Origin of the sequence: Variovorax sp. RTB1 (genome assembly GCF_035018765.1) — a bacterium.
GTDB lineage: Bacteria > Pseudomonadota > Gammaproteobacteria > Burkholderiales > Burkholderiaceae_C > Variovorax.
The window spans coordinates 60,638-84,431 of the sequence record NZ_JASJXG010000005.1; the positions used below are offsets into that span (position 1 = coordinate 60,638).

The window sequence follows — 23,794 nt, forward strand, 5'->3', positions numbered from 1 at the left end:
ATAATTGTCGGAAGCTATGACCCTTACCGAACTCAAATACATCGTCGCAGTGGCGCGCGAACGCCACTTCGGCAAGGCCGCCGAATCCTGCTACGTCTCTCAGCCCACGCTGTCGGTCGCCATCAAGAAGCTCGAGGACGAACTCGAAGTGAAGCTGTTCGAGCGCAGCGCAGGCGAGGTCACGGTCACACCGCTGGGCGAGCAGATCGTGCAGCAGGCGCAGAGCGTGCTCGATCAGGCCGCCAGCATCAAGGAGATTGCCAAGCGAGGCAAAGACCCGCTGGCCGGCGCATTGAACCTCGGCGTGATCTACACGATCGGCCCTTACCTGTTGCCCGACCTGGTGCGCCAGGTGATCACCCGCACGCCGCAAATGCCGCTGATGCTGCAAGAAAACTTCACCGTGAAGCTGCTCGAAATGCTGCGCGCCGGCGAGATCGATTGCGCCATCATGGCCGAGCCTTTTCCGGACAACGGCCTGGCAATGGCCGCGCTGTACGACGAGCCCTTCATGGCCGCACTGCCGATCAACCACAAGCTAGCGGTGAAGGATTCGATCACTTCCGACGAACTGCGCAACGAGACGATGCTGCTGCTCGGAACTGGCCATTGCTTTCGCGATCACGTGCTGGAAGTCTGCCCCGAGTTCGCGCGCTTTTCGAGCAATGCCGAAGGCATCCGCAAGAGCTTCGAAGGCTCGTCTCTGGAAACCATCAAGCACATGGTGGCTTCCGGCATGGGTGTCACGTTGGTGCCGCGGCTGTCGGTGCCAGCAGAGGCGCTCAAGCCCAGAGGCAAGGGCAAGAAAGACAACGAGCAGATGGTGCGCTACCTTCCGGTCGTCGATGGCGAAGGCCGCGAGCCGCCGACGCGCCGCGTGGTGCTGGCATGGCGCCGCAGCTTCACACGCTACGAGGCGATCGCCGCGCTGCGCAATGCGATCTATGCGTGCGAGCTTCCGGGTGTGAAGCGGCTGTCTTGAAGGCACAGACCATCGCTGCCATAGCGACGTGCTGTTGCGGTACCAGCGCTCTGCTCACAGAATCTTAATTTTGAACTCACATCGAAAAGAGATCACATCGTCATGACCAAAGATCTGAAGAAAGCTAAATCGTCCAACCCCGTGGCTGCGTCCGGCAAGGTGCCCAAGAAGGGCGGAACGGTGGTGTCGACGGAGTCGGGCAGTCGCAACGCGCCGATCATCAACATCGGGATCGAACGGCAAGACCGCGCGGACATAGCCGAGGGTTTGAGCCGCGTGCTGGCAGACACCTACACGCTCTATCTCACGACGCACAATTTCCATTGGAACGTGACCGGCCCGCACTTCAACTCGCTGCACGCGATGTTCATGGGTCAGTACACCGAGCTTTGGAATTCGACTGACGTGATTGCAGAACGCATCCGCGCACTCGGCCACTACGCGCCGGGCTCGTATGCCGAATTCAGCAAGATCGCTACCGTGCCCGATGTGCCGCAGCAACCGCCGAAGGCGATGGAGATGGTCCGCATTCTTGTCAAGGGCCACGAAACCGTCTCGCGCATTGCGCGCGAGTTCATTCCGGTGGCCGAAGAAGCCGGCGACGACCCGACCGCCGACATGCTGACCGCGCGCTGCACCGTGCACGACCAGACGGCGTGGATGCTGCGTTCGCTGCTTGAAGACTGAGGCGATGGCCTGTTCGAGAAACGCCGCGAAACAGCCTTTGCCGGGCCGCTGGCGTTGCCCCCTCGGGCGGGGAAGCGGCTATATGAAGTGAGCAAGCTAAGTGGGTGGCATGGCTACCTTGATCTGATTCGCTGGAATCGGCCCGCCGGTTGGTTGCTGCTGCTCTGGCCCACGCTGGGTGCGCTTTGGTTCGCCGCCGATGGTTGGCCGGGGTGGCACTTGGTGATCGTGTTCGTGCTCGGCACGTTTCTGATGCGCAGCGCGGGCTGCTGCATCAACGACGTGGCCGATCGTGATTTCGATCGCCATGTGAAGCGCACCGCACAGAGGCCGGTGACGAGCGGCGCGGTGTCGGTGAGAGAAGCATTGACGCTGGGGGCAGTGCTGGCGCTGCTTGCTTTTGCTCTGGTGCTCACAACCAATCGGCTGACCGTCCTCTGGTCATTCGCGGCGCTCGCCATCACGCTCGCGTATCCCTTCGCGAAGCGCTTCGTCTCGATCCCGCAGGCGGTTCTCGGCATAGCTTTCAGCTTCGGCATCCCGATGGCGTTCGCGGCAGTGCAGTCGGCAGTGCCGGCCTTCGTCTTGCTGCTGCTCGTGGGCAATCTGTTCTGGGTGCTGGCCTACGACACGGAATACGCCATGGTCGACCGCGACGACGACTTGAAGATCGGCATGAAGACCTCTGCCATCACCTTTGGGCGCTTCGATGTTGCTGCGGTCGTGGCGAGCTATGCGGCTTTTCTGTTGCTGTGGACCATTGCGGGTGCGAGCCGCGGTCTGGGCCTGGTCTTCTTCATCGCTATTGCCCTGGCTGCTGCGCAAGCCGTCTGGCACTGGCGATTGGTTCGCACGCGCACGCGCGACGGCTGCTTCAAGGCGTTTCGCCTGAACCATTGGCTCGGCTTCACTGTGTTCGCAGGGGTCGTTGCCGGCTACGCCCTGCGCTGAGCGCGCTTCGCTCGAAAGGCTGGCTTCGGCCGGCAATCAGCCTTTGCCGAATTCTTCTCCCAACTCTGCCGCGCGTTTTTGCGCCGCGAGAATGGCGGTCTTGAACTGGGCTTTTACGTCAGCGGCTTCAAGCGACTTGATGGCAGCGTAGGTCGTTCCACCCTTCGACGTCACCCGCTGTCGCAACACCGACGGAGCCTCCGTTGCGCTCTGGGCCAACGCCGATGCGCCGGTGAAGGTGCCGATGGCCAGGCGCTGCGCCTGGTCGGCAGGCAATCCCATCTCGATGCCCGCCTCTGTCATTGCTTCGATGAAATAGAAGACGTAGGCCGGGCCCGAACCGGACATCGCCGTCACGGCGTCGAGATCGCTTTCAGCGTCGACCCAGAGCAGTTCGCCGGTCGGTGCCAGCAGCTGTGCGACGAGCGCGCGGTCTTCGCTGCTCGTTGCCGGTCGGGCGAAAAGGCCGGTCATGCCCTGGCCTACGAGCGCTGGCGTGTTGGGCATGGCGCGCACGATGCGCTCGCTGCCCAGCCAGCGCGCGATGCTGTCCGAGGTAATGCCCGCCGCGACGCTGAGGTGAAGCGCATCGGGTGCGAAGGCGCGTACCGGTTTCGCCGCGTCCGCAAAGGTTTGCGGCTTGACGGCCCACACGACGACGGCGCAGCGCGCGAGCGCAGGGTTCGCTTCAGTCAGAGCTGCGATGCCAAACTCATTTGCAAGCCGCGTTCGGGCCTCGTCGAATGGCTCGACCACCTCGAAAGTGCCGGCCACCGTGCCTTGGCGAATCAAGCCACCGATGATGGCGCTCGCCATGTTGCCGCCACCGATGAAGGCGATCGGTGGGAGTGGTGTGGCGGCGTTGCGGGGCAGGAAGGTGACGGCGATGGTCATGTGGTCATGGGTCGGTCGATGAACTCGAATGCGGCGAATTGGGTAATTTGCAGCGGATTGAAATTGTCGTCGCTGACGACCACCAGCGTGCGGCGCCCGTTGGCCAGCGGCGGGCCCCAGCACATGCCCTCACTGTTGTCGAGGCGCGAAAGGCCTAGCGTCGCAAAGTCGGCGACGAGCGTCTTGTTCGCTGGGCGATGGTTGGATGGCGTCAAAGTATCGAGCGCCAGCACGTCGCTGGCGGTGCTCGTGTCGATCTCGTAGAGACGCAATGAATTGCCGACGCCGAACGCGTACGCCCTCTCCAGAACCAGCATGCGGTGTGCATCGATCATCAGCACCTCGCTAACGCCGTTGTCCGCGAAGCCACCCGGAACGGTAGGGCGTTGCGGGATGGCGTCAGGGATGTAGGCGATCTGTCGCGTTGCGCGGCCCGAAGCGAGATCGATCTGCGTGAAGCGGCAGGGCCCACCGGGGGCTTCGAGTGTTGGCACGGGCCCGTCCTCTATCAGAGCGTTTTCCATCGCCAGCCAAGCGTGGCGGCCGTCCGGCGTCAGGGCAAGGCCTTCGAACCCGAGGTTGTCGCGTGGTCCGCGTCGCCTGGAGGGGTCGGCTTTGAACATCGAAGGCAACGTGAACTCGCGCAGGAAGCGGCCATCGCGTGTCGATTCATAAAGCGCCGGGCCGAAGCCGCGCGCCACGTCGCCTTCGCTGGACCAAAGAATCGTGCCTGTCGCAGGACGCAACCTCAGGGACTCCGGATCCGGAACGGGCGTGCCCTCGACGGCCTTGGCGCGCCCTGGCCACGGCCCGCTGCCCGGACGCTGCAGGAAAACGACGGAAACTGGTTCGGGCGGCGCGGTGGCCGGGTCACGCCACCGCGCCGTATAAAACCGAACTGGCGCAAGATCCGACCGGTCATCACTCAATAGCAGGTACTCACTGTTCGCGGCGTCGAAGTCGATTCCTGAGAGGCCGCCCGTGGGCGTTTCCGCTATTTGGATCCGGTGCGGCCAACGGGCTTCAGCGAGCAGGCGCAAGCGGACGGGTGAAAGCGGACCGGCGGTCCACTGGCCGCTCGACGAACCGTTACAGGCAGTCAACCCGAAGACGATTGGGTTTGCCGAGAGCAGCATGGCAAGCAGGCGGCGACGCGTCATCGCCGTCGAGATGGCTTGGTGCGGGTCGTTGTGTTGCTTGGTATGCACAGACGCCAGTCTAGTTTCTGGCTTCCATCGGCCAAGCGCAGTTGACGCACCGTCGAACGCATGGCACAATCGTAGGCTTCGCTCTAAACGAGTGAAGCTTCTGCCCAGCGGAAGTGCCCCGAGTGGTTCGGGGTGCGGACGACGGGCCCAAGACTGACTGCAGTGAATCCGCCTTCGGGTTCGCATCGGTACAAGTTGGGAACTATTCGAAATGATCCAAGCTGAATCCAGGCTCGAAGTAGCCGACAACACAGGGGCGAAATCCGTTCTGTGTATCAAGGTGCTGGGTGGCTCCAAGCGACGTTACGCCAGCGTGGGCGACGTTATCAAGGTCAGCATCAAGGAAGCCGCTCCGCGTGGTCGCGTCAAAAAAGGCGAGATCTACAGCGCAGTCGTGGTTCGTACTGCCAAGGGCATTCGCCGTGCCGACGGTTCCCTCGTCAAATTCGACAGCAACGCAGCCGTGTTGCTCAATGCCAAGCTGGAGCCGATCGGCACCCGCATCTTCGGACCGGTGACGCGCGAGTTGCGCACCGAAAAGTTCATGAAGATCGTGTCGCTGGCTCCCGAAGTTCTGTAAGGACAACAACGCATGAACAAGATTCGCAAAGGCGACCAGGTTATCGTGTTGGCCGGTCGTGACAAGGGTAAGCGCGGTGTCGTTTCGCTGCGCAAGGACGACTCGCATCTGATCGTCGACGGCATCAACACCGTCAAGAAGCATACCAAACCGAACCCGCTCAAGGGTACTACCGGTGGCATCGTCGAAAAGACCATGCCCATCCACCAATCCAACGTGGCGATCTTCAATGCCGCGACCGGCAAGGCCGATCGTGTGGGCATCAAGATCGCGGACGGCAAGCGCTTTCGCGTCTTCAAGTCCAGCGGCGACGAAATCAAGATCGCCTAAGGGGTACTCACATGGCACGTCTCCAAAAACACTTCCGCGAAAAAGTCTCCAAAGACTTGATCGAAAAGTTCGGCTACAAGTCGCCGATGCAGGTACCGCGCATCACCAAAATCACGCTCAACATGGGTGTGGGTGAAGCGGTTGCCGACAAGAAGGTTCTCGACAATGCTGTCGCTGACCTGACGAAGATCGCCGGCCAGAAGCCAGTCGTCACCAAGTCGAAGAAGGCCATCGCCGGATTCAAGATTCGGGAAATGCAGCCGATCGGTTGCATGGTCACGCTGCGCGGTGTGCAGATGTATGAGTTCCTGGACCGTTTCGTGACCGTGGCGCTGCCGCGTGTTCGCGACTTCCGCGGCATTTCCGGCCGTGCTTTCGACGGTCGTGGCAACTACAACATCGGCGTCAAAGAGCAGATCATTTTTCCTGAGATCGAATACGACAAGGTCGATGCCTTGCGCGGTCTCAACATCAGCATCACGACAACGGCCAAGACCGACGAAGAAGCCAAGGCGCTTCTCGCTGGTTTCCGTTTCCCGTTCAAGAACTGAGGCGAACCGTGGCTAAACAATCTTTGATCCAGCGCGAACTCAAGCGCGACAACTTGGTCGCCAAGTACGCTGCAAAGCACGCGGAATTCAAGGCAATCGCAAACGATGCCAAGAAGAGCGACGAAGAGCGCGCCGCAGCCCGTCTGGGTCTGCAAAAGCTCCCGCGCAATGCGAACCCTACGCGTCAACGCAATCGTTGCGCCATCACCGGTCGTCCTCGCGGCACGTTCCGTCAATTCGGTCTGGCTCGCGCCAAGATCCGTGAACTGGCTTTCGCTGGCGACATCCCCGGTGTCACCAAGGCCAGCTGGTAAGCCCGGCAGGAGCAAACAACATGAGCATGAGTGATCCCATTGCCGACCTGCTGACGCGTATCCGTAACGCGCAGATGGTGGCGAAGCCCAATGTGTCGATTCCGTCTTCCAAAGTGAAGGTCGCGATCGCACAGGTGCTGAAAGACGAAGGCTATATCGATGGTTTCGAGGTCAAGACTGAGTCCGGTAAGTCCGAACTGGTCATCACCTTGAAGTACTACGCTGGTCGCCCGGTCATCGAGCGCATCGAGCGTGTGAGCCGCCCCGGCCTGCGCGTCTACAAGGGCAGCGCTGCCATTCCACAAGTCCAGAACGGCCTCGGCGTCGCCATCGTCACGACCCCCCAGGGCGTGATGACAGACCGCAAGGCGCGCGCTACCGGTGTCGGTGGCGAAGTCCTGTGCTACGTCGCCTAACCGAGACATCGAGGAGTCACTGAAAATGTCCCGCGTAGGAAAAATGCCGGTCACCATCCCCGCAGGTGTGGATGTGTCGATCAAGGAAGACCAGATCAGCGTCAAAGGCTCGGGCGGAACGCTCAGCCTGCATCGCAATGTGTTGGTCAAAGTCGTCAGCAATGACGGCAAGCTCAATTTCGAACCCGCTAACGATTCGCGTGAAGCGAATGCGATGAGCGGCACGTTGCGCCAGCTGGTCAACAATATGGTTGTCGGCGTCACCAAGGGCTTCGAAAAGAAGCTCAATTTGGTCGGTGTCGGCTACAAGGCCGCTGCATCCAATAACAAGTTGAATCTGCAAGTCGGTTACTCGCACCCGGTTAATATCGAAATGCCTCAAGGCATCACGGTAACCACTGCGACCCCGACTGAAATCGTGATCAAGGGTGCCGATCGCCAACGCGTCGGCCAGATCGCCGCCGAGATCCGAGCTGTTCGTCCACCTGAGCCTTACAAGGGCAAGGGCATCCGGTATTCGGACGAGAAGATCGTGATCAAAGAGACCAAGAAGAAATAAGGGGCAGCAAAATGATGTTGACCAAAAAAGCACAGCGTCTGCGCCGCTCGCGCCAGACCCGCATTCGTATCGCGACCCAGGGCGTCGCCCGCCTCACGGTGAACCGCACCAACCTGCACATCTACGCCACGGTCATTTCCGACGACGGCTCCAAGGTGATTGCGACTGCATCGACGGCCGAAGCCGAAGTTCGCACGTCGTTAGGCGGCGCAGGCAAGGGCGGCAACGCCGCTGCCGCTACCGCGGTTGGCAAGCGCATCGCTGAAAAGGCGAAAGCGGCCGGCGTTGACAAGGTCGCTTTCGACCGTGCAGGTTTTGCGTACCACGGCCGCGTCAAGGCGTTGGCTGAAGCGGCACGCGAAGCCGGCCTGCAGTTCTAAGCGCAAGCAGCGAGTTCAAGGAATTCAAGATGGCAAAAATTCAAGCACGCACCCAGAACGAAGGACCGGAAGACGGTCTGCGCGAGAAGATGATCGCGATCAACCGCGTCACCAAGGTGGTGAAGGGTGGTCGGATCCTCGGTTTCGCAGCACTCACCGTGGTCGGTGACGGCGACGGCAAGGTCGGCATGGGCAAGGGCAAATCGAAGGAAGTGCCGGCTGCAGTGCAAAAGGCTATGGAAGAAGCGCGTCGCAACCTCTTCAAGATTTCGATCAAGAACGGCACACTGCATCATCGCGTGACCGGTCATCATGGCGCTGCATCGGTTGTCATGATTCCGGCCCCAAAGGGCACTGGCATCATCGCTGGCGGCCCGATGCGCGCTGTGTTCGAAGTCCTGGGCATCACAGACATCGTGGCCAAGAGCCATGGTTCTTCAAACCCCTACAACATGGTTCGCGCAACGCTCGACGGTCTGAAGAACTCGACCACGGCATCGCAAGTCGCTGCCAAGCGCGGCCTGACCGTCGAAGAAATCTTCGCGTAAGCGAAGAGACACCAGAAGACTCCCATGACGACGCAACAAACAACCCTCAAGGTGACCTTGGTAAAGAGCCCGATCGGCACCAAGGAATCGCATCGCGCGACCGTGCGTGGCCTCGGCCTGCGCAAGATCAACAGCGTGAGTGAGCTGCAAGACACACCCGCAGTGCGCGGAATGATCAACAAGATCAGTTATCTGGTCAAAGTTCTGTAAGGGAGACTGATATGGAACTCAATGGCATCAAGCCGGCCGCCGGCGCGAAGCACGCAAAGCGTCGTGTCGGTCGCGGTATCGGCTCCGGTATCGGCAAGACCGCAGGTCGCGGTCACAAAGGTCAAAAGTCGCGCGCAGGCGGCTTCCACAAGGTTGGTTTCGAAGGCGGTCAAATGCCTTTGCAACGGCGCTTGCCTAAGCGCGGCTTCAAGTCGCATCTGCTGAAGTACAACGCTGAAGTCACGTTGACTGCTCTCGAGCAACTCGGTCTTGCTGAAGTCGACATGCTGGCGCTCAAGCAAGCAGGTCTGGTCAGTCAGATGATCAAGGTCGTCAAGATCATTAAGACCGGCGAGCTTACCAAGGCTGTCAAGCTGACGGGCGTGGGCGCTACTGCCGGCGCCAAGGCTGCAATTGAAGCTGCCGGCGGCAGCGTCGCCTGATTTCCTCTTCGGACTGAAAGAACCTCTTCGTGGCAACTAACGCGGCAACGCTCGCAAAAACAGGCAAGTTCGGCGACCTCCGTCGTCGGCTGGTCTTTTTGCTGCTCGCCCTCGTGGTCTATCGCGTCGGTGCGCACATCCCTGTTCCGGGCATCAACCCGGACCAGCTGGCGCAGTTGTTTCAAGGTCAGCAGGGCGGCATCCTGAGCCTGTTCAACATGTTCTCGGGCGGCGCGTTGTCTCGGTTCACCGTGTTCGCCTTGGGGATCATGCCGTACATTTCGGCGTCGATCATCATGCAGTTGATGACCTATGTGTTGCCGACCTTCGAGCAAATGAAGAAGGAAGGCGAATCGGGACGTCGCAAGATCACCCAGTACACGCGTTATGGTGCGCTTGGCCTTGCAATGTTTCAGTCGTTCAGCATTGCCGTCGCGCTGGAATCCTCTGCGGGCCTGGTCATCGCACCTGGCTTCGGTTTCCGCATCACTGCGATGGTGAGTCTCACGGCAGGTTCGATGTTCCTGATGTGGCTCGGCGAGCAGATCACTGAGCGTGGTCTTGGCAACGGCATTTCGATCCTGATCTTTGCTGGCATTGCGGCGGGTTTGCCGAACGCGGTCGGGGGCTTGCTTGAACTGGTTCGTACCGGCGCCATGAACGTGATCGTCGCGTTGTTCATCGTCGCCGTTGTGGCCGGTGTGACTTACTTCGTGGTATTCGTGGAACGCGGTCAGCGCAAGATCCTTGTGAACTACGCCCGCAGACAGGTTGGGAACAAGGTCTACGGCGGCCAATCGTCCCACTTGCCGCTCAAACTGAATATGGCCGGCGTGATCCCCCCGATCTTTGCTTCGTCAATCATTTTGCTTCCGGCAACAGTAGTCGGCTGGCTGAGCACAGGCGAAGGTGGCTTCCGTTGGATCAAGGACGTGGCTGGCGCGCTGCGTCCAGGTGAGCCGATCTACGTGCTGCTGTATGCCGCTGCAATCGTGTTCTTCTGTTTCTTCTACACAGCCTTGGTGTTCAACAGCCGCGAGACGGCCGACAACCTCAAGAAAAGCGGCGCCTTCATTCCTGGCATTCGCCCGGGTGATCAAACGGCCCGCTATATCGACAAGATTCTGGTTCGCCTGACGTTGGCCGGCGCGGTGTACATCACCTTCGTCTGCCTGCTGCCCGAGTTCCTGATTCTGAAATACAACGTGCCGTTTTATTTCGGTGGGACCTCTCTGTTGATCATCGTGGTCGTCACGATGGACTTCATGGCCCAGGTACAGAACTACATGATGTCTCAGCAGTATGAATCGCTGCTCAAGAAGGCGAACTTCAAGACGTCGTAGCGCTGGGTTTCAGTATTGAGTTCGGGCGTTAGAGCGCCACGTTTAAAGTTTTAGGAGAATCAAATGAGAGTTTCGGCTTCGGTCAAACCCATCTGCCGTAATTGCAAGGTCATCCGCCGTAAAGGCGTGGTGCGTGTGATTTGTACCGACCCGCGCCACAAGCAGCGCCAGGGTTGATCCAAGAGTATTAGAGGACGCACATGGCACGTATTGCTGGCATTAACATTCCACCGCACAAGCACGCTGAAATTGGCCTGACCGCTATTTTTGGCATCGGTCGCACGCGCGCCCGTCAAATCTGCGAAGCGAGCGGTATCGAATATTCGAAGAAGATCAAAGATCTAACCGACGGTGATCTCGAAAAGATCCGCGATCAGATCGCTCTCTTCACTATCGAAGGCGATCTGCGCCGCGAGACCACGATGAACATCAAGCGCTTGATGGACATCGGTTGCTATCGTGGCTTCCGCCATCGTCGCGGCCTGCCGATGCGCGGTCAGCGCACGCGCACCAATGCCCGTACCCGCAAGGGTCCGCGCAAGGCTGCGCAATCCCTGAAAAAATAAGGACAGACCAGCATGGCTAAAGCTCCTGCAAACAACGCCGCACAGCGCGTTCGCAAGAAGGTTCGCAAGAACGTTGCGGACGGTATCGCTCACGTACATGCCTCGTTCAACAACACCATCATCACGATCACCGACCGGCAGGGCAATGCTTTGTCTTGGGCTTCGTCGGGTGGCCAGGGCTTCAAGGGCTCGCGCAAATCAACACCGTTCGCCGCGCAGGTCGCGTCCGAAGTTGCGGGCCGTGCTGCTGTCGAACAAGGCATTAAGAATCTCGACGTCGAGATCAAGGGCCCCGGTCCTGGTCGCGAATCGTCGGTGCGCGCATTGGCAGCGCTCGGCATCCGGATCAATTCCATTGCCGACGTCACGCCTGTGCCGCACAACGGCTGCCGCCCTCAAAAGCGTCGCCGAATCTGACCGCTTTGCGGTCAGGCGTTGAGGCTCTCCAGTTTCAGCGCCCGGCGCAGTCTGCCTCGCGGCGGCTGCGCATTTTGTTTTTATCAAGCCCACCGCCATCGGCACGCCGCTGATGGCTCCCGCAGTTCAAAGCTGCGGCAGATGACACAAAGGAAATCACGTGGCACGCTACCTCGGCCCCAAGGCCAAACTCTCCCGCCGTGAAGGCACCGACCTGTTCCTGAAGAGCGCTCGCCGTTCGATTCAAGACAAGGCTAAGTTCGATTCCAAGCCCGGCCAGCACGGCCGCACTTCGGGTCAGCGCACCTCGGACTTCGGTCTGCAACTGCGTGAGAAGCAGAAGGTCAAGCGCATGTACGGCGTTCTCGAAAAGCAGTTTCGCCGCTACTTCGAAGAAGCCGATCGTCGTCGTGGTAACACCGGCGCCAACCTGCTGTTTTTGCTCGAATGCCGCCTCGACAACGTCGTGTACCGCATGGGGTTTGGCTCGACGCGTGCCGAAGCTCGTCAACTCGTGTCGCACAAGGCGATTACGGTGAACGGCCAGTCGGTCAACATTCCGTCGTACTTGGTTAAGACCGGCGACGTGATCGCTGTACGCGATAAGTCGAAGAAGCAAACGCGCATTGCCGAAGCGCTTCAGTTGGCTCAGCAAGTCGGCATGCCAGCTTGGGTCGAGGTCAACGCCGACAAGGGCGAAGGCACCTTCAAGAAGGTTCCTGACCGCGACGAATTCGCAGCCGACATCAACGAATCGCTGATCGTCGAACTGTATTCGCGTTAAACGGACGATAACGAGGCTGCTGCGCCGCCTCGTCCTTGTGATTTTTTTGTTCCCTCCGCGCTGCACCGCGACAGGGCACTTCACCAGCCTTACCGGTGTAACGAACCGGGGGTATTGAGAGGAAGTCTGCATGCAAACCACCCTGCTGAAACCCAAAACCATCCAAGTCGAGCAACTTGCGCCAAACAAGGCCAAGGTTACTCTCGAACCTTTCGAGCGGGGCTACGGCCACACGCTCGGCAATGCGCTGCGCCGCGTTCTGCTGTCGTCCATGGTCGGCTATTCGGCCACCGAAGTGACTATTGCCGGCGTTCTGCACGAGTACTCGTCGATCGACGGTGTGCAAGAAGACGTCGTCAATATTTTGTTGAACCTCAAGGGTGTGGTGTTCAAGCTCCACAACCGCGACGAAGTCACGTTGAGTCTGCGCAAGGACGGCGAAGGCCCGGTGTTGGCTTCTGACATTCAGACGCCGCACGACGTTGAAATCATCAACCCGGATCACGTGATCGCGCACCTGTCGCAAGGTGGCAAGCTCGACATGCAGATCAAGGTCGAAAAGGGCCGCGGTTACGTTCCGGGAACGATGCGCCGCTATGCGGATGAGCCGACGAAGTCGATTGGCCGCATCGTGCTCGACGCATCGTTCTCGCCAGTCAAGCGCGTGAGCTACACCGTCGAAAGCGCTCGTGTAGAACAGCGCACCGATCTGGACAAGCTGCTTGTCGAGATCGAAACGAACGGCGCGATCACCGCTGAAGACGCAGTGCGCGCTTCGGCGAAGATCCTGGTCGAACAACTCGCAGTGTTCGCACAGCTCGAAGGTGGCGAACTTGCCGCCTTCGACACGCCAGCGCCGCGCAGTGCACAGCAGTTCGATCCGATCCTGCTGCGTCCGGTCGACGAACTCGAGCTCACAGTGCGTTCGGCAAACTGCCTGAAGGCCGAGAACATCTACTACATCGGCGACCTGATTCAGCGTACCGAAAACGAGTTGCTCAAGACCCCGAATCTGGGTCGCAAGTCGCTCAACGAGATCAAGGAAGTCCTCGCTTCGCGCGGCCTGACCTTGGGTATGAAGCTCGAAAGCTGGCCGCCGGCCGGCCTCGACAAGCGTTAATTTTCAGAGAGCCTTCAAAAAGCTCAGTGCACGGGCAGTACCTGATACGGCTGCCTTTTTAATAAAGTAAAGGAAAGCACCATGCGCCACGGTCACGGCCTCCGCAAACTCAATCGCACCAGCTCGCATCGTCTTGCGATGCTGCAAAACATGATGAACTCGCTCATCGAGCACGAGGTCATCAAGACCACGCTGCCGAAGGCGAAAGAACTGCGTCGCGTCATCGAGCCGATGATCACGCTGGCCAAGAAGCCGACGCTTGCGAACAAGCGCCTTGCATTCGACCGTCTTCGCGATCGCAACAGCGTCGTCAAGCTGTTCGCTGACCTTGGCCCGCGCTACAACACGCGTCCCGGTGGTTACACGCGCATCCTGAAAATGGGTTTCCGCGTCGGCGACAACGCACCGATGGCGCTGGTCGAGTTGGTCGATCGCCCAGAGATCAAAGAAGATGCGTCTGCCGAGCAGAACGCCGCTGAATAAGCTATAATTTCATCTTGCCGCGCGATGGAGCAGCCTGGTAGCTCGTTGGGCTCATAACCCAAAGGTCGCAAGTTCAAATCTTGCTCGCGCAACCAATTTAAAAGGCCCTTTGAGAAAGCAAAGGGCCTTTTTTCTTTGGGTCACGATGGCAAGAAATGTCAGGTCATCCGCTGGGCGCGCAACACGGTCGAATTCAATCTGCGCCGTGGACTCAGTGGATTTAGCTTAGCGGCGCTCTCAGTTCACCCTGCCCGCAGACGCCAGCGTGCAGTTCAGTCCGGCAGAACCGCAGTCACTTCGATTTCCACTTTCGCTCGCGCTTCAACCAGCGCGGCGACCTGCACACACGTCATCGCCGGAAAGTTGCGGCCCATCGCATCGCGATACACCGGCCCCAACTCGCTGAGCCGTGCGTTGTATTCGTCGCGATCGCTGATGTACCAGGTCATCCGAACCATGTGCTCTGGCCCGGCACCGGCTTCACGGAGCACCTCGGCGACGTTGCGCAGTGCTTGACCCGTCTGGACTATGAAGTCGTCGCTCTCGAACTGCTGCTGCGCGTTCCAGCCGATCTGGCCGCCAACAAAAATGGTCGTGCCGCGTGCAGCGATGCCATTTGCATACCCTTTGGGTGCCGTCCAGCCCGGCGGTTGAAGGAATTTCATCATGGTGTTTGTCTGAGTCGGAATCGTTGGAGCTTGCCCGTTTCGGTGCGAGGCAGCACCGTGACGAACTCGATCTCCCTCGGGTACTTATACGGCGCGATGGTCGCCTTGACGTGGTCTTGCAGCGCCTTGACGAGCGCCGCGTCACCGGTCTCGCCCGGCTTCAACACGCAATAGGCCTTGACGATGGTTCCGCGGTCGGCGTCGGCCTTGCCGACCACGCCGCACTCCGCAACCGCAGGGTGTTTCAGCAGCGCGTCTTCGACCTCGGGGCCGCCGACGTTATAGCCGGCGGTCACGATCATGTCGTCGGCGCGTGCCTGGTAGAAAAAGTAGCCGTCGTCGTCCTGCATGAACGCATCGCCGGGGTAGTTCCAGCCGTTCTTCACGTACTCGGTCTGGCGCGCATCGTCGAGGTAGCGGCAACCCACCGGGCCGATGATCGCCAGCTTGCCGACAGTGCCGCGCAGCACCTCGTTGCCTTCATCGTCCACAACCTTCGCGGTGAAGCCGGGCACGGCTTTGCCGATCGCGCCGCGCCGCACCTCGTGGTTCGCCGCCGAAATATAAATGTGGAAGACTTCGGTGCCACCGATGCCGTCGAGCATCTCGATGCCCGTCGCGTCTTTCCAGAGTTGGCGCGTCGCATCGGGCAAAGCTTCACCGGCGCTTACGCAAGTGCGCATTGACGGCACGCCTTGCTGCTTTGCAAACGGTGCCATCTGCCGGTAGAAAGTCGGGGCCGTGTAGCAGATGGTCGCGCCGATCTCGTTGATCAGCTTGACCACGCCTTCAGGCGTGTATGGCGCATCGTGAAAGTAGACAGAAGAGCCCGCCCACATCGGATACACAAGCAGTCCGCCGAGCCCGAAGGTGAATGCCAGCGGCGGCGAGCCGATCACGATATCGTCGCTGCGCGCTTTGAGGATATGCCGCGGCCAGGTCTCGCACATGGCGAGCACGTCGCGATGCGTCGTTACAGGCGCCTTCGGCTTACCTGTCGTGCCCGACGTAAACGCCAACAGCGCGACATCGTCCGCCGACGTCGGACACGCCGCGAATACGCCGCTCTTGGCCCCAGCGAGCGACGACAAAGACGCCGGATCGTCCGGAAGGTTGAACGCAACGATGGTCAACAGCGACGGATATTCGCGCTGTGCTGTTTCCAGCTCAGCGATCAGCTTGCCGTCGCACAGTGCCAGCACCGGACGTGACTTGTCGATGATTTCGCCCAACTCCTTGGCACGCAACAACGGCATGCTTGCCACGGCGATCATGCCGGCCTTGACCACGGCCAGCCACGACAGCGCCATGGCGACCGAGTTGCCACCACGCAGCAGCACGCGGTTGCCCGGCACCAGTCCGAAGTCTTCGACAAGCACCTGTGCGATGCGGCTGACCTCGACTGCAGCCTCGGCATACGTCAGCGTCTGCTGGGGTGAACGCAGCATCGGTTTGTCGCCGAAGCCTTTGGCCGCTGCCTTGTCGAGCAGTTCTTCGACCAGGTTCAACTGGTCGGGCAACTGCAACTCGGGTAAGTCGTACCGAAACATCGGCAATTGCTCAGCCGGCGGTAGCCGGTCGTGCACGAATCGATCCACTTGCGCACTCAAAGACATAGGGGCCTCCACGCTCATCCCTTGAGGACAGACTTGCCGATGATCAATTGCTGTACCTCGGTCGCGCCCTCGTAGATGCGCAACGACCGGATGTCGCGGTACAGACTCTCAACTTTCGTGCCCACTTTCACGCCGAGGCCGCCGTGCATCTGCAACGCCATGTCGATCACGCGGCTCGCATTTTCGGTAGCGCACATCTTGGCCATGGCGGCGGCTGCAGAAACGTCGCCGACAGCCGATGCGCCGCGTTGTTCGGCGTCGTCGCGCATCCATGCGGCGCGGTAGGTGAGCAGCGCGGCGCTGTCGATCAGCGCTGCCATCTCGCCGAGCTTGGCTTGCGTTAGTTGAAAGTCTGCCAGCGTCTGGCCGAACATTTTTCGATGTTGGGCATGGTGCACCGCTTCGGCCAGGGCGCGCCGCCCCATGCCAAGTGCGGCCGCTGCGACGGACGCGCGAAAGATATCGAGCGTACGCATGGCCAGCTTGAAGCCGCCGTTCAGGTCGCCCAACTGTGCCTCGCGAGGCACGCGGCAATCTTCGAAGCGAAGTGTGGCCAGCGGATGCGGCGCCATCACTTCGATGTGCTCGGAAGAGTCGAGGCCAGAGACCGTCGCATCGACGATGAACGCCGTGATGCCCCGCGTGCCGGCGGTCGGCTCTGTCTTTGCGAAAACGCAGTAGAAGTCGGCGATGCCGCCGTTGCTGATCCAGGTCTTTTCGCCGTCGAGTCGCCAGCCATCGACAGTAGCGGTTGCTCGCATGGCCATTGCTCCGACGTCCGAGCCAGCTTCGGGCTCGCTCAGCGCAAACGCGGCGATCTTGCGACCGCTAGCGACCGCGGTCAGGTACTCGGCGTGATGTGCGTGCGTGCCAGCCAATGTGATGGCGCCGCTGCCCAAGCCCTGCATCGCAAACGCGAAGTCGGCAAGCGGCGAATGGAAAGCCAGTGTCTCGCGCAGCAACACGAGCGCGCGCGAATCCAGTCGCTCCAATGCACCGCCCGAGGTCGCGGGCACGCAGTAACGCAGCCACCCGCCATCGCCCAGCTTGCGCACCCACTCACGGCAGGCTGCGCGGTCATCTCGCTCGTCCACACGCTGTGCCGCAGCCCATGGCAAAAGGTCGTTCGCTAGAGCACGGTGCTCATTGCCAAAAAAAGGCAACGCAAGGTGTGCGGTCGAAGGTGGTGCTGGAGGCCAGGCGAAGGCTGACATGATCGCTCAATCCCCTTGAAACACGGGCTTGCGCTTGGCGGAGAACGCCTCGTACGCACGCTTGAAGTCTTCGGTCTGCATGCAGATCGCTTGCGCCTGCGCTTCGGATTCGATCGCCTGATCGATGGTCATCGACCACTCCTGCGCGAGCATCGTCTTCGTCATGCCGTGCGCGAAGGTCGGGCCTTCAGCCAGATCGCGGGCAACTGCTGTTGCGGCTGCAAGCAGTGCATCGCTGTCATGCAGCGCGTTGAAAAATCCCCAGGCAAAACCTTCTTGCGCCGTCATTGCGCGCCCAGTGAAGAGCAGCTCCGATGCACGACCCTGGCCGATCATGCGTGGCAACAGTGCGCAAGCGCCCATGTCGGCACCGGCCAGGCCCACGCGAGTGAACAGGAACGCGGTGCGCGTTGCGGGCGAGCCGTAGCGCAGGTCGCAGGCCAGCGCGATCATCGCGCCCGCGCCGGCGCAGATGCCGTCGATGGCGCCAATGATTGGCTGCGGACATTGCCGGATCGCCTTGACCAGGTCACCCGTCATTCGCGTGAACTCGAGCATTTCCGGCATCGTCATCGTGGTGAGCGGACCAATGATTTCGTGTACATCGCCACCCGAGCAGAAGTTGCCACCCGCACCTGTGACGACGATCGCCTTCACGTCGGTCGCGTAGTTCAGCGCGCGGAACAGGTCGCGAAGTTCGGCGTACGAGTCGAACGTGAGCGGGTTCTTGCGCTCGGGGCGGTTCAGCGTGATGGTGCCGACGCCGGCTTCGTACGACCATGCGAAATGCCTGGCCACGTATCCGGCCTTCGCCTCGAATTGCGCGCGCATGGGGCTGCGCTCACCGATGTAATGTTTCATTTTTCGGCCTCTGCCAACGGGCTGCTGGAATGTTGCTTCACCTTGCCGAGCAGGCGGTGAAGTTGCGTGATCTCTTTGCTGCTCAGTCCGCCGAAAGCCTCGACGATCCAGTGCTCGTGCTGCTCGGCCATGTCGATGAAGGCCTTGCGTCCGCGCACGGTCAGACGCACGCGCCAGGCGCGGCGGTCGCCGGCCACGTCGACGCGTTCGACCAGGCCTTCCGTGACCAGCTGGTCGGTGATGCCGGTCACGTTGCCGCCGGTCACCATCATGCGGCGCGACAGCTCGTTCATCTTCATGCCATCGGGTGCACGCTCGAGCTGCGACATCAGGTCGAAGCGCGGCAGCGTCGTGGCAAAGCGTTCGCGCAGCCCGTTACGCACCTGCTTTTCGATCAACTGGGTGCAGGTCAGCATGCGCAGCCAGAGTCGCAACTCGTCGGGGTGTTCGCTGTGGGCGCGGGCTTCGAGGTCCATCTTTTTATTCCTCGGGCGGCAACGATTTCGAGGCCGCCGCGTTGGCTGCAGCAGCACTGGCGGCGGCCAGCATGTCTTTCTGCTTGGCGATCTCGCGGTACATCTGGTCGCGCCCGCTCAGGTATTGCTGCGGCCATTCGATCGCGCGGCTCTGCAACTTGGCCGCTTCGTGCAGCGTCCACGCCGGATCGGCCAGATGCGGTCGCGCCACCGCGCACAAGTCAGCACGGCCCGCGGCGATGATGCTGTTGGCCTGATCGGCATCGGTGATCGCACCCACTGCGATGGTGGCGATGCCGACCTCGTTGCGGATGCGATCGGAAAACGGTGTCTGGTACATGCGGCCATAGATGGGTGCCGCGGCGCGCGTGGTCTGGCCCGACGACACATCGATGACATCGCAGCCCGCCGCCTTGAAGGCCCGCGCCATCGCGATGGCATCGTCATCGGTGTTGCCGCCAGGCGCCCAGTCGTGCGCGGAGATGCGCACGCTCATAGGTCGTTCTGCCGGCCATGCGGCGCGCATCGCGGCGAAGACTTCGAGCGGATAGCGAAGGCGATTTTCCGTCGCGCCACCGTACTCGTCATCGCGCAGATTGGTCAGCGGGCTCAGGAAGGCAGAGAGCAAATAACCGTGTGCGCAATGCAGCTCGAGCCAGTCGAAGCCAGCCTCGGCCATACGCCGCGTCGACGCCACGAACTGCTCTCGCATCAGGTCCATGTCGGCACGCGTCATCGCTGCCGGCAATTGATTCTGTTCGCCATAGGCCAGCGCACTGGCAGCCAGCAGTGGCCAGTTGCCGGCTTCGAGCGGCTCGTCGGTGCCTTCCCAGCCCACACGCGTCGAGCCCTTCGGGCCGCTGTGACCCAGCTGCATGCCGATCTTCGCGCTGCTCTGGCCGTGCACGAAGTCGACGATGCGCTTGAACGCAGCCGATTGCGCGTCGTTGTACAGACCGGTACAAGCCGGCGTGATGCGGCCTTCGGGGCTCGGGCTCGTCATCTCGACGAAGACCATCGCCGCGCCGCCAAGTGCACGTGCGCCCAGGTGCACCAGATGAAAGTCCATCGGCACGCCATCGACCGCGCTGTACATCGCCATCGGCGAGACGACGATGCGGTTCTTCAGCGTAAGGCCGCGCACAGTGAGCGGCATCAGCATCGGCGAGATCGCCTTCTTGCCGCCGGCCAGCCATTGCTCGTAACCACCGAGCCAGGCGGCATCGCGCAGGCGCAGGTTTTCGTGGCTGATGCGCTGCGAGCGTGTCAGCAGCGAATACGCGAACTGCTCGACCTTCATGCCGGTGTAGCGGCCAACGTTCTCGAACCATTCCGTCGAGTTGCGCGCCGCATTCTGGATCTTCAGTACCTCGACGCTGCGGTGCGCTTCGTAGGCGGCAAGGACCTCGTCGATGTTTTCTTCGAGCGCAAATTCGTTCGCCAGATCGATGGCGTCTTCGAGCGCGAGCTTGGTGCCCGAGCCGATGGAAAAGTGCGCGGTGTGCGCCGCGTCGCCCATCAGCACGACCGGCACCGTCTTGCCGGCCACTTCGATGCGGTGCACCCAGTGCTTGCACACCACGCGCGGAAAGAGAATCCAGTTGGCGGAGCCACGCAGGTGCTGCGCATTGCTGATGAGCGCGTGGCCGCCGAGGTACTTGGCGAAGAGCTTCTCGCAGAAAGCGATCGCCTCCGGTTGCTCCATGGCGTCGAGTCCGTGCGCCTTCCAGACCTCTTCGGGCGTCTCGACGATAAAGGTCGAGGTGTCGTCGTCGAACTGGTACGCGTGGGCTTGAAACCAGCCGTGCTCGGTCTGCTCGAAAGCAAAGGTGAAGGCGTCGAAGGTTTGGTGCGTGCCGAGCCACACGAAGCGGCATTTGCGCAGATCAACGTCGGGCTCGAAGGTCTCGGCGTAGCGTTGACGAATCCGGCTGTTCAGTCCGTCGCAGGCGATCACCAGGTCGGCGTCGTACTTCGCCGCCGCTGCCTGATCGTCAGCAGCATCGGTTTCGAACACGAGGTCGACGCCCAAAGCCAGGCACCGCTCTTGCAGGATGTTGAGCAGGTGCTTGCGGCCGATGCCGCAAAAACCATGGCCGCCAGAGCGAACCGCTTCGCCTTTGAAGAAGACCTGGATATCGTCCCAGTGGTGGAACGAGTTGCCGATCAGCGTTGCGCTGGCATGGTCGGCGGCGTCGAGATTGGCGAGCGTCTGGTCGCTGAGCACCACGCCCCAGCCAAAGGTATCGAATGGCCGATTGCGCTCCAGCACCGTGATTTGCAGCGACGGCTGGCGTGCTTTCATGAGCAGTGCAAAGTAGAGCCCGGCGGGGCCACCGCCGATACAAAGGATGCTTTTTAGGCTGTTCATGGATGAATAGTTTAGGCATAAACATTCCTGTGTCAATGAACATTGAGGCTCGCTCCACAAGCAGAAGACGCTGAAATTCACTAGGATATTTAGACCATGCAAAGCCTGATTCCCAAAATCGAGTCGCAGCTTGCGGCACTCTCTGTCCCGATCGCCTTGCAGTTGCCCGATGGCCGGAGGGTCTCCGCACCAGGCTCTCGAGTCACCTTGGCTTTCTCCGAATGGTCGGCCCTGGCCAAGCTCGCTGGCCGACAGATAGGCTCCATCGGGGAGGCTTATGTCGAAGGCAAAGTGCAGATCGAAGGCGCCATGCGAGACCTGTTCGACGCCGCGGTCGCGTTGGTGCCAAGCAACCCGATCGAAAAATCCGACACCAGCTGGTGGAGCCGCCTGCAGCGGCACGCCAAGTCGCGTGGCTCGCACTCCCTGCACAAGGACGCGAAGCAGATCGAATTTCACTACGACGTCTCCGACGACTTCTACGCACTCTGGCTCGACCCGCGCCGTGTGTATTCGTGCGCTTACTACCGCACCGCCGACATGACACTGGCGCAGGCGCAAGAAGCCAAGCTCGACCACATCTGCAAGAAGCTGATGCTTCAGCCGGGTGAGCGCTTGCTGGACGTCGGCTCGGGCTGGGGTGGCTTGTTGCTGTGGGCTGCCGAGCACTACGGCGTCGACGCCACCGGCATCACGTTATCGAAAAACCAGCACGCGCACGTGCAGCAGCTCATCGAAGAAAAGGGCCTGCAGAGTCGTGTGCGCGTCGAGCTGCGCGACTACCGCACGCTCGACGAGACGCAACCCTTCGACAAGATCTCGTCGATCGGCATGTTCGAGCATGTCGGCGCGGCCAACATGCCGACCTACTTCGAGAAGATCTATGCGTTGCTGAAGCCGGGCGGCCTGGTCATGAACCATGGCATCACTTCCGGTGGCCTAGACTACCAGCAGCTGGGTGCCGGCATGGGCGACTTCATCGAGAAGTATATTTTTCCGGGTGGCGAGTTGCTGCATGTCACCCACGTGCTGCGCGACATGGCAGCGTCGGGGCTGGAAATGGTCGACACCGAAAACCTGCGGCCGCACTACGCGCGCACGCTCTGGGCATGGTCGGACTCGCTGGAGTCCAAGCTCGTCGAGGCCCGCGAAGTGCTGGAGCACACCAGCAATCGCGCCGGCAATGCAGAACGCATCCTTCGCGCCTACCGCCTCTATCTGGCCGGCTCGGCCATGAGTTTCGAGCAAGGATGGATTTCGCTTCACCAGATGCTGGCTACCAAGCCGGACGGTGACGCGGCGACGGGACGTTTGCGCGGTGCGCAATCGGTGTACCCTTTCGCCCGTGATTACATCTACAAGTGAGTGAGACGACCATGCTTTATCGGTTCAAGTCCCGGGCCTCGCCCGATTTCGTGATGCTCGAAGTGCACGCGCGCCAGCTGTTCGAGGTCATCGGCAAAACGCCGTCGCCCAAAGGCGTCGTGACCGTCGAGCAAATTCCAGCGGCCATCGCCGCGCTTCAGGCGGCCATGACGACCGAAAGCGGCAATGCGCACAACAACGACAACTTGGCGGTCGAAGGCCATGCCGCCGATGCTGAAGCACAGCACGTCGGCTTGAGCCAACGCGCCTCGCCGTTGCTTCACATGCTGAAGGACTCGCTCGCCGACAGCAAGGACGTCACCTGGGAGGTTTGATCAGTCCACCTTGGCGCCGCTGGTCTTCACGACCTTGGCCCATTTGACGTGCTCATTGGCGATCAGTGTGGTGAACGCTGCCGGCGTATCGCCACTCGGGATCGCGCCTTGCAACTGCATCTTCTCTTTCATGGCGGGTGTGGCCAGCGACTTGGCCACTTCCTGCTGAATGCGGTTGACGATGTCGGGTGACGTGCCGGCCGGCGCCAGCAGGCCGAACCACGAGCTGGCCTCGAAGCCCTTGAGTTGCGGGCCACCGACTTCTTCGACAGTCGGCACGTCGGGCAGTGCGGACGAGCGGGTCGAGCTGGTCACGGCCAGCGCCTTCAACTTGCCGCCCTTGATCTGTTGCATCGACGAGGGCAGGTTGTCGAACATCACATCGGCACTGCCGCCCACCATGTCCATCAACGCCGGACCCGAGCCACGGTACGGGATGTGGATCATGTAGGTGCCGGTCATGCTCTTGAAGAGCTCGCCGGCCAGGTGGATCGAGGTGCCGCTGCCGCTCGATGCCATGTTGAGTTTGCCCGGATTGGCCTTGGCGTATTTGATGAAGTCGGCCACGCTGTTGATGTTCAGGGCCTTGGCTTTTTCGGCATTCATTTCCATCACGTTCGGTACCGCGGCGACCAGCGTGATCGGCACGAAATCCTTGATCGGGTCGAACGGCAGCTTCGGGTAGAGCGCCCGGTTGATGCCGTGCGTTCCGACCGTGCCCATCAACAGCGTGTAGCCATCGTTCGGTGCGCGCGCGACGATTTCGGCGCCGAGGTTGCCGCCGGCGCCGGGGCGGTTGTCGACGATGAATTGCTGGCCGAAGGCTTTGGAGAGTTCTGGCGCGACCGCGCGGGCCAGGATGTCGGTCGTGCCGCCGGCGGCGAACGGCACGACGATGCGAACCGGTTTGGTCGGCCAGGTGCTTTGGGCGAAGGCAGAGTGGGTGGACAGCGCAGCGGTTGCCAATGCGAGCGCAGACACGGCCAGCGCGGTGCGACGGGGGATCTTGGTGAATGAAGTCATGTGCTCATTTTCACAGGCGAAGCCGCTACAGGCTACCGTGGCGATGGCGTTGCTTCAGGGGCTCGCGCGATGCGGCCCCGAAGCGTTTTTCGATGCGTT

Annotated in this window: 31 protein-coding genes and 1 tRNA gene; 23 read left to right on the forward strand and 9 right to left on the reverse strand. The window is 61.0% G+C overall.

What is annotated here, in order from left to right:
• The first annotated feature begins 16 nt into the window (after nt 1–16).
• The 3 genes from QN397_RS05405 to ubiA all read left to right on the forward strand — a co-directional run bounded on the left by QN397_RS05405 (nt 17) and on the right by ubiA (nt 2,620).
• Complete coding sequence (locus QN397_RS05405) at nt 17–982, forward strand: LysR substrate-binding domain-containing protein (RefSeq protein WP_323500300.1); 966 nt, start codon at nt 17–19, stop codon at nt 980–982.
• Nucleotides 983–1,084: 102 nt separating this feature from the next.
• The gene (locus QN397_RS05410) at nt 1,085–1,669 is read left to right on the forward strand and encodes a Dps family protein (protein ID WP_323500301.1); all 585 of its coding nucleotides are present in this window, start codon (nt 1,085–1,087) and stop codon (nt 1,667–1,669) included.
• A gap of 87 nt (nt 1,670–1,756) precedes the next feature.
• Nucleotides 1,757–2,620: a 4-hydroxybenzoate octaprenyltransferase gene (gene ubiA / locus QN397_RS05415; RefSeq protein ID WP_323500302.1), complete on the forward strand. Its 864-nt coding sequence runs from the start codon at nt 1,757–1,759 to the stop codon at nt 2,618–2,620.
• 36 nt (nt 2,621–2,656) lie between these two features.
• On the opposite strand, the gene proC is transcribed toward ubiA, so the two are convergent.
• Entirely contained in the window at nt 2,657–3,514 is an 858-nt protein-coding gene (gene proC / locus QN397_RS05420) for a pyrroline-5-carboxylate reductase (protein WP_323500303.1), read from the reverse strand.
• Nucleotides 3,511–4,674: an esterase-like activity of phytase family protein gene (locus QN397_RS05425; protein ID WP_323500304.1), complete on the reverse strand. Its 1,164-nt coding sequence runs from the start codon at nt 4,672–4,674 to the stop codon at nt 3,511–3,513. The genes proC and QN397_RS05425 overlap by 4 nt, the downstream gene beginning before the upstream one ends.
• A gap of 259 nt (nt 4,675–4,933) precedes the next feature.
• On the opposite strand from QN397_RS05425, the gene rplN reads away from it, so the two are divergent.
• From rplN to QN397_RS05515, 18 genes are all read left to right on the forward strand, one after another.
• Entirely contained in the window at nt 4,934–5,302 is a 369-nt protein-coding gene (gene rplN, locus QN397_RS05430; RefSeq protein ID WP_187054103.1) for a 50S ribosomal protein L14, read from the forward strand.
• A 12-nt stretch (nt 5,303–5,314) separates the two neighbouring features.
• Nucleotides 5,315–5,632: a 50S ribosomal protein L24 gene (gene rplX, locus QN397_RS05435; protein WP_187054104.1), complete on the forward strand. Its 318-nt coding sequence runs from the start codon at nt 5,315–5,317 to the stop codon at nt 5,630–5,632.
• Nucleotides 5,633–5,643: 11 nt separating this feature from the next.
• Complete coding sequence (gene rplE, locus QN397_RS05440) at nt 5,644–6,183, forward strand: 50S ribosomal protein L5 (protein ID WP_187054105.1); 540 nt, start codon at nt 5,644–5,646, stop codon at nt 6,181–6,183.
• Nucleotides 6,184–6,191: 8 nt separating this feature from the next.
• Complete coding sequence (rpsN, locus tag QN397_RS05445) at nt 6,192–6,497, forward strand: 30S ribosomal protein S14 (protein ID WP_068630277.1); 306 nt, start codon at nt 6,192–6,194, stop codon at nt 6,495–6,497.
• A 20-nt stretch (nt 6,498–6,517) separates the two neighbouring features.
• Nucleotides 6,518–6,913 carry a 30S ribosomal protein S8 gene (gene rpsH / locus QN397_RS05450; protein ID WP_187054106.1) on the forward strand — a complete coding sequence of 132 codons (396 nt, stop codon included), beginning with the start codon at nt 6,518–6,520 and terminating at the stop codon, nt 6,911–6,913.
• A 25-nt stretch (nt 6,914–6,938) separates the two neighbouring features.
• Complete coding sequence (gene rplF / locus QN397_RS05455) at nt 6,939–7,472, forward strand: 50S ribosomal protein L6 (protein ID WP_323500372.1); 534 nt, start codon at nt 6,939–6,941, stop codon at nt 7,470–7,472.
• 14 nt (nt 7,473–7,486) lie between these two features.
• On the forward strand, nt 7,487–7,852 hold the full coding sequence (gene rplR / locus QN397_RS05460; RefSeq protein ID WP_187054852.1) for a 50S ribosomal protein L18: 366 nt from the start codon (nt 7,487–7,489) through the stop codon (nt 7,850–7,852).
• Nucleotides 7,853–7,881: 29 nt separating this feature from the next.
• The gene (gene rpsE, locus QN397_RS05465; RefSeq protein ID WP_187054107.1) at nt 7,882–8,400 is read left to right on the forward strand and encodes a 30S ribosomal protein S5; all 519 of its coding nucleotides are present in this window, start codon (nt 7,882–7,884) and stop codon (nt 8,398–8,400) included.
• A 24-nt stretch (nt 8,401–8,424) separates the two neighbouring features.
• The gene (gene rpmD / locus QN397_RS05470) at nt 8,425–8,610 is read left to right on the forward strand and encodes a 50S ribosomal protein L30 (RefSeq protein ID WP_187054108.1); all 186 of its coding nucleotides are present in this window, start codon (nt 8,425–8,427) and stop codon (nt 8,608–8,610) included.
• A gap of 11 nt (nt 8,611–8,621) precedes the next feature.
• Nucleotides 8,622–9,053, forward strand: coding sequence for a 50S ribosomal protein L15 (rplO, locus tag QN397_RS05475; RefSeq protein ID WP_187054109.1), 432 nt, complete (start codon nt 8,622–8,624; stop codon nt 9,051–9,053).
• A 29-nt stretch (nt 9,054–9,082) separates the two neighbouring features.
• Nucleotides 9,083–10,396, forward strand: a complete 1,314-nt coding sequence (gene secY / locus QN397_RS05480; protein WP_187054110.1) for a preprotein translocase subunit SecY — start codon at nt 9,083–9,085, stop codon at nt 10,394–10,396.
• A 63-nt stretch (nt 10,397–10,459) separates the two neighbouring features.
• Entirely contained in the window at nt 10,460–10,573 is a 114-nt protein-coding gene (gene rpmJ / locus QN397_RS05485; protein ID WP_017760906.1) for a 50S ribosomal protein L36, read from the forward strand.
• Nucleotides 10,574–10,596: 23 nt separating this feature from the next.
• Nucleotides 10,597–10,962, forward strand: a complete 366-nt coding sequence (gene rpsM / locus QN397_RS05490) for a 30S ribosomal protein S13 (protein ID WP_093243005.1) — start codon at nt 10,597–10,599, stop codon at nt 10,960–10,962.
• Between the two features lie 12 nt (nt 10,963–10,974).
• Nucleotides 10,975–11,379 (forward strand): 30S ribosomal protein S11, encoded by a 405-nt coding sequence (gene rpsK, locus QN397_RS05495; RefSeq protein ID WP_009124825.1) that lies wholly within the window; start codon nt 10,975–10,977, stop codon nt 11,377–11,379.
• A gap of 160 nt (nt 11,380–11,539) precedes the next feature.
• Complete coding sequence (gene rpsD / locus QN397_RS05500) at nt 11,540–12,163, forward strand: 30S ribosomal protein S4 (protein WP_187054111.1); 624 nt, start codon at nt 11,540–11,542, stop codon at nt 12,161–12,163.
• 130 nt (nt 12,164–12,293) lie between these two features.
• Nucleotides 12,294–13,283 (forward strand): DNA-directed RNA polymerase subunit alpha, encoded by a 990-nt coding sequence (locus QN397_RS05505; RefSeq protein ID WP_187054112.1) that lies wholly within the window; start codon nt 12,294–12,296, stop codon nt 13,281–13,283.
• Nucleotides 13,284–13,364: 81 nt separating this feature from the next.
• A complete protein-coding gene (rplQ, locus tag QN397_RS05510; RefSeq protein WP_187054113.1) occupies nt 13,365–13,766 on the forward strand; it encodes a 50S ribosomal protein L17 in 402 nt (133 codons plus the stop codon).
• An 18-nt stretch (nt 13,767–13,784) separates the two neighbouring features.
• Nucleotides 13,785–13,861, forward strand: a tRNA-Met gene (locus tag QN397_RS05515).
• Between the two features lie 177 nt (nt 13,862–14,038).
• On the opposite strand, the gene QN397_RS05520 is transcribed toward QN397_RS05515, so the two are convergent.
• Genes QN397_RS05520 through QN397_RS05545 form a run of 6 tightly spaced genes read right to left on the reverse strand, consistent with a single transcriptional unit; the run spans nt 14,039 to nt 20,972 of the window.
• Nucleotides 14,039–14,434, reverse strand: coding sequence for a RidA family protein (locus QN397_RS05520; RefSeq protein ID WP_323500305.1), 396 nt, complete (start codon nt 14,432–14,434; stop codon nt 14,039–14,041).
• Nucleotides 14,431–16,044, reverse strand: a complete 1,614-nt coding sequence (locus QN397_RS05525; RefSeq protein ID WP_323500373.1) for an AMP-binding protein — start codon at nt 16,042–16,044, stop codon at nt 14,431–14,433. Before QN397_RS05525 ends, QN397_RS05520 begins: the two co-directional genes overlap by 4 nt.
• 20 nt (nt 16,045–16,064) lie before the next feature.
• The gene (locus QN397_RS05530) at nt 16,065–17,264 is read right to left on the reverse strand and encodes an acyl-CoA dehydrogenase family protein (protein ID WP_323500306.1); all 1,200 of its coding nucleotides are present in this window, start codon (nt 17,262–17,264) and stop codon (nt 16,065–16,067) included.
• A 6-nt stretch (nt 17,265–17,270) separates the two neighbouring features.
• Nucleotides 17,271–18,125: an enoyl-CoA hydratase family protein gene (locus tag QN397_RS05535; protein ID WP_323500307.1), complete on the reverse strand. Its 855-nt coding sequence runs from the start codon at nt 18,123–18,125 to the stop codon at nt 17,271–17,273.
• Nucleotides 18,122–18,601: a MarR family winged helix-turn-helix transcriptional regulator gene (locus QN397_RS05540; protein ID WP_187054117.1), complete on the reverse strand. Its 480-nt coding sequence runs from the start codon at nt 18,599–18,601 to the stop codon at nt 18,122–18,124. Before QN397_RS05540 ends, QN397_RS05535 begins: the two co-directional genes overlap by 4 nt.
• 4 nt (nt 18,602–18,605) lie before the next feature.
• Nucleotides 18,606–20,972 (reverse strand): bifunctional salicylyl-CoA 5-hydroxylase/oxidoreductase, encoded by a 2,367-nt coding sequence (locus tag QN397_RS05545; RefSeq protein WP_323500308.1) that lies wholly within the window; start codon nt 20,970–20,972, stop codon nt 18,606–18,608.
• 96 nt (nt 20,973–21,068) lie between these two features.
• Between QN397_RS05545 and QN397_RS05550 the strand changes: the two genes are divergently transcribed.
• Nucleotides 21,069–22,337: a class I SAM-dependent methyltransferase gene (locus QN397_RS05550; RefSeq protein ID WP_323500309.1), complete on the forward strand. Its 1,269-nt coding sequence runs from the start codon at nt 21,069–21,071 to the stop codon at nt 22,335–22,337.
• A complete protein-coding gene (locus tag QN397_RS05555) occupies nt 22,334–22,672 on the forward strand; it encodes a DUF1840 domain-containing protein (RefSeq protein WP_416352307.1) in 339 nt (112 codons plus the stop codon). Before QN397_RS05550 ends, QN397_RS05555 begins: the two co-directional genes overlap by 4 nt.
• On the opposite strand, the gene QN397_RS05560 is transcribed toward QN397_RS05555, so the two are convergent.
• A complete protein-coding gene (locus QN397_RS05560; protein ID WP_323500310.1) occupies nt 22,673–23,695 on the reverse strand; it encodes a tripartite tricarboxylate transporter substrate binding protein in 1,023 nt (340 codons plus the stop codon).
• Nucleotides 23,696–23,794: the final 99 nt, after the last annotated feature.

Coding starts and splice junctions, on each gene's coding strand:
- rpsK (WP_009124825.1), top strand. CDS start 10,975: ATGGCTAAAGCTCCTGCAAACAACGCCGCACAGCGCGTTCGCAAGAAG.
- QN397_RS05550 (WP_323500309.1), top strand. CDS start 21,069: ATGCAAAGCCTGATTCCCAAAATCGAGTCGCAGCTTGCGGCACTCTCT.
- rplN (WP_187054103.1), top strand. CDS start 4,934: ATGATCCAAGCTGAATCCAGGCTCGAAGTAGCCGACAACACAGGGGCG.
- rpsM (WP_093243005.1), top strand. CDS start 10,597: ATGGCACGTATTGCTGGCATTAACATTCCACCGCACAAGCACGCTGAA.
- QN397_RS05520 (WP_323500305.1), bottom strand. CDS start 14,434: ATGATGAAATTCCTTCAACCGCCGGGCTGGACGGCACCCAAAGGGTAT.
- rpsH (WP_187054106.1), top strand. CDS start 6,518: ATGAGCATGAGTGATCCCATTGCCGACCTGCTGACGCGTATCCGTAAC.
- QN397_RS05530 (WP_323500306.1), bottom strand. CDS start 17,264: ATGTCAGCCTTCGCCTGGCCTCCAGCACCACCTTCGACCGCACACCTT.
- rplR (WP_187054852.1), top strand. CDS start 7,487: ATGTTGACCAAAAAAGCACAGCGTCTGCGCCGCTCGCGCCAGACCCGC.
- QN397_RS05560 (WP_323500310.1), bottom strand. CDS start 23,695: ATGACTTCATTCACCAAGATCCCCCGTCGCACCGCGCTGGCCGTGTCT.
- rplF (WP_323500372.1), top strand. CDS start 6,939: ATGTCCCGCGTAGGAAAAATGCCGGTCACCATCCCCGCAGGTGTGGAT.
- QN397_RS05545 (WP_323500308.1), bottom strand. CDS start 20,972: ATGAACAGCCTAAAAAGCATCCTTTGTATCGGCGGTGGCCCCGCCGGG.
- QN397_RS05405 (WP_323500300.1), top strand. CDS start 17: ATGACCCTTACCGAACTCAAATACATCGTCGCAGTGGCGCGCGAACGC.
- QN397_RS05535 (WP_323500307.1), bottom strand. CDS start 18,125: ATGAAACATTACATCGGTGAGCGCAGCCCCATGCGCGCGCAATTCGAG.
- rpmJ (WP_017760906.1), top strand. CDS start 10,460: ATGAGAGTTTCGGCTTCGGTCAAACCCATCTGCCGTAATTGCAAGGTC.
- proC (WP_323500303.1), bottom strand. CDS start 3,514: ATGACCATCGCCGTCACCTTCCTGCCCCGCAACGCCGCCACACCACTC.
- QN397_RS05410 (WP_323500301.1), top strand. CDS start 1,085: ATGACCAAAGATCTGAAGAAAGCTAAATCGTCCAACCCCGTGGCTGCG.
- rplO (WP_187054109.1), top strand. CDS start 8,622: ATGGAACTCAATGGCATCAAGCCGGCCGCCGGCGCGAAGCACGCAAAG.
- QN397_RS05540 (WP_187054117.1), bottom strand. CDS start 18,601: ATGGACCTCGAAGCCCGCGCCCACAGCGAACACCCCGACGAGTTGCGA.
- QN397_RS05505 (WP_187054112.1), top strand. CDS start 12,294: ATGCAAACCACCCTGCTGAAACCCAAAACCATCCAAGTCGAGCAACTT.
- rplX (WP_187054104.1), top strand. CDS start 5,315: ATGAACAAGATTCGCAAAGGCGACCAGGTTATCGTGTTGGCCGGTCGT.
- rplE (WP_187054105.1), top strand. CDS start 5,644: ATGGCACGTCTCCAAAAACACTTCCGCGAAAAAGTCTCCAAAGACTTG.
- rplQ (WP_187054113.1), top strand. CDS start 13,365: ATGCGCCACGGTCACGGCCTCCGCAAACTCAATCGCACCAGCTCGCAT.
- rpsE (WP_187054107.1), top strand. CDS start 7,882: ATGGCAAAAATTCAAGCACGCACCCAGAACGAAGGACCGGAAGACGGT.
- QN397_RS05425 (WP_323500304.1), bottom strand. CDS start 4,674: ATGACGCGTCGCCGCCTGCTTGCCATGCTGCTCTCGGCAAACCCAATC.
- rpmD (WP_187054108.1), top strand. CDS start 8,425: ATGACGACGCAACAAACAACCCTCAAGGTGACCTTGGTAAAGAGCCCG.